Origin of the sequence: Streptomyces sp. HSW2009 (genome assembly GCF_040240285.1) — a bacterium.
Lineage (GTDB): Bacteria > Actinomycetota > Actinomycetes > Streptomycetales > Streptomycetaceae > Streptomyces.
Genome location: NZ_JBEHZD010000670.1, coordinates 1 through 3,652 on the forward strand (window position 1 = coordinate 1; position 3,652 = coordinate 3,652).

The 3,652-nt window shown below is 73.4% G+C and carries 1 protein-coding gene; it reads left to right on the forward strand.

Features of this window, described 5'->3' with window-relative positions:
• The coding region (locus AAHZ94_RS30470; protein ID WP_502964831.1) for an SDR family NAD(P)-dependent oxidoreductase at positions 1-3,648 on the forward strand (3,648 nt) is incomplete at its 5' end.
• Positions 3,649-3,652: the final 4 nt, after the last annotated feature.

Here is a 3,652-nt window from a genome sequence, read left to right on the forward strand (position 1 = left end):
TGGACCGCTCCGACGTCTGCCCTCGCCACTGTTTCCCCGGCCACCGTCCCCCTCACTGACGCCTCCGCCCTCACTGATGCCCCCGCCCTCACTGACCCCGTGCCCGGGCCCGCCGCCCCGACGGGGGAAGCCGTCCCCGGCACCTCGTACGACCAGGCCCAACCCGCGCGTTCCGTGACTTGTGCCGCGTTGGAGGCGGTGCAGGAGTGGTTGGCTGAGGATGGTGATCGGCCGCTGGTGGTGGTGACCGAGCGCGGTGTCGGTATTGCTCAGCACGAGCCGGTGGATGCGGGTTCCGCGGCCGTGTGGGGTTTGTTGCGTTCGGCGCAGGCGGAGAGCCCGGGTCGGATCACCGTGCTCGATGTGGAGCCGGACACGCGGCTGAGCCCGGAACTCGTCACGGCCGTCGCGCACAGCGAAGAACCCCAACTCGCCCTCCGTAAGGGCGAGTTCCACGCACCCAGGCTCACCCGTACCCACCAGAGCAAGTCCCTGCCGCTCGCCCCCGCGGCCTTGACGGCCTCCGTCGAGACGCGGCAGGCGATGCGGGTGGGCATGCGGGAGGCGGGGTCGGCTGAGAACCTGGAGTGGCTGGCCGCCGACGACGTGTGGCAGGAACTCGACCCGCTCCAGATCCGGGTCGAAGTACGGGCCGCCGGGCTCAACTTCCGCGACGTGGTCGCCGGCCTCGGCATGATGCGCGGCGACGTGGGGTTGCTCGGCACGGAGGCCGCGGGCACCGTACTGGCGGTCGGCGCGCAGGTCACCGACCTCGCGCCGGGGGACAGAGTGGTCGGCCTGGCCTTCGGCTCCTTCGGCTCGGTGGTCGTCAGCGACCGGCGCGGCTGGGTGCGGATGCCAGACGCCTGGACCTTCGCCGAGGCCGCGACCGTCCCGGTGGTCTTCCTCACCGCGTACTACGGGCTGTGCCGGATCGCCGACGTGCAGCCGGGCGAGAGCCTGCTCGTCCACGCGGCCAGCGGCGGCGTCGGCATGGCGGCCATCCAACTCGCCCGCCACCTCGGCGCCGACGTGTACGCCACCGCGAGCCCGTGGAAGTGGTCGGTCCTGCGGTCCCTCGGGGTGCCGGCGGAGCGCATCGCCTCGTCGCGGAGCCTGGACTTCGAGCACACGTTCCGCGCCGCCACCGGTGGCCGCGGCGTGGACGTGGTGTTGAACTCGCTGGCGGCCGAGTACGTCGATGCCTCGCTGCGGCTCCTCGCCGCCGACGGCCGGTTCCTTGAGATGGGCAAGACCGACATCCGTACCGACGAGGAGGTCGCCGCCGCCCGGCCCGACGTGCACTACCAGGCGTACGACGCGCTGGACGCCGGGCTCGACCGGGTGGCGGCCATGCTGGGCGAGCTGATGGAACTCTTCGCCCGCGGGGTGCTCACCCCCCTGCCGGCCACCCTCTTCGACGTGCGGCAGGCGCCCGAGGCGTTCCGCTTCATGGCCCAGGCCCGGCACACCGGCAAGATCGTGCTGACCGTGGACCCCGCGGCGGCGACCGGCGGCGCGGTCCTCATCACCGGCGGCACCGGCGACCTGGGCCGCCTCGTGGCCCGGCACCTGGTGACCGAGTACGGGGCCCGCGATCTGGTGCTGGTCAGCCGGCGCGGCCCCGAAGCGGCGGGCGTCGACGAACTGCGGGCCGACCTCACCGCCCTCGGGGCCCGCGTCGACGTCCTGGCCTGCGACATCGCCGAGCCGACCGAAGTGGACGCCCTGGTCGCGCAGATCCGCGCCGAACGCCCACTGGTCGGCGTGGTGCACTGCGCCGCCGTACTGGACGACGGGGTGATCACGGCCCTGGACCCGACGCGGGTGGCCCGGGCCTTCGGCCCCAAGGTCGACGCCCTGTGCCGGCTCGACGCGCTGACCCGGACCGCCGAATGCCGGCTGTTCGTCGTCTTCTCCTCGGCCGCCGGCGTGCTCGGCAGCCCGGGCCAAGGCAACTACGCGGCGGCCAACGCCGCGGTGGACGCCGTGGTACGGGCCCGCAGGGCGGCCGGTCTTTCCGGCGTCTCGATGGCCTGGGGCTGGTGGGGACAGGGCGCCGGCCAGACCGCCGCGCGCGGCGCGGCCGACCGGGAACGGTTCGCCCGCAGCGGCGTGGTCGCCATGAGCCCCGACGAAGGACTCGCCCTGTTCGACGCGGGCCTGGCACACGGCGCGTCCGCCCTCGTACCGGTGAAGCTGAACGTGGCCAAGGTCGCGGCCCACGGCCCGCTGCCGCCGCTGCTCAGCGGGCTGGCCGGTCCCGGCAGCAGCCGGCGCACCGCCCACCACGGCGGCGAACAGGGCAGTACGGACCAGCTCCGGGCGACCCTGGCCGCGCTGTCCGGGCCCGAACGGGACCGGCACCTGCTGGACCTGGTGGCGGGGCAGGTCGCCACGGTGCTCGGTCACGGCCGGCCCGACGGCGTCGACGTGGGCAAGCCGTTCACCGCGCTCGGCTTCGACTCGCTGACCGCCGTCGAACTCCGTAACCGGCTCGCCGCGGCCACCGGCCTGCGGCTGGCCGCCACCCTCACCTTCGACCACCCGAGCCCGCTGGCCCTCGCCCAGTACCTGCACACCGAGTTGGTCGACGGGCTGCCTGCGGCCTCCGCCGCGACCACACCCGCGCAGGTCACCCTGCCGGCGGCGGCCGACGCGCCCATCGCCGTACTCGGCATGGGCTGCCGCTTCCCGGGCGGCGCAGACGGTCCTGACGCCTTCTGGCAGAACCTGCTCGACGGCGTCGAAGCCGCATCCGAAGTGCCCGCCGACCGCTGGGACATGGACGCCTACTACCACCCGCGCAAGGGTGTGCCGGGCAAGGCCTACACCCGCAAGGCGTCCTTCGTCACCGACCTCGCCGACTGGGACGCCGAGTTCTTCGGCTGCACCCCACAGGAGGCGCTGCGCCTCGACCCCCAGCACCGGATGCTGATGGAGATGGTCTGGCTGGCCATGGAGGACGCCGGCATCCCGGCCGAGCGGATGCGCGGCAGCAAGACCGGTGTGTTCCTCGGGCTCAGCGACTCCACCCAGTACTCCCGGCGGCAGATCGAGGCCGAGGGGCAGGCGTGCTTCGACGATCCCAGCTTCTTCCTGGGCCTTTCGGCCAGCGCAGCCGCCGGCCGCATCGCCTACCACCTCGATCTGCGCGGTCCCACCCTGACCGTGGACACCGCATGCTCCTCCGCGCTGACCGCCACCCACCTGGCGGTGCAGAGCCTGCGCAAGGGCGAGTGCGACATGGCCATCATCGCCGCGGCCTCCGCCCTGCTCGACCCCAGCGCCATCGTGCAGGCGTGCAAGATGAGCATGCTCTCCGCGGACGGCAAGGTGAAGGCGTTCGACGCCAGGGCCGATGGCTTCGTCGCAGGTGAGGGCAGTGGCGCGGTCATCTTGCAGCGGGCCGGGGACGCCGCGGCCCAGCGCCGGCCGGTGCACGCCGTGATCCGCGGCTCGGCCATGACGCAGGACGGCCGCAGCAACGGGCTCACCGCGCCCAGTCGCCCCGCCCAGGCCAACGTGGTGCGCGCCGCGCTCGCCGCCGCCGGCGTCGGCCCCGAAGCCATAGGCATAGTCCCGGCCCAACGCTCCGGCACCCCCCGGGGGGACGACCAAGAGATAAAGTCTCATATAAACATCTGACGCA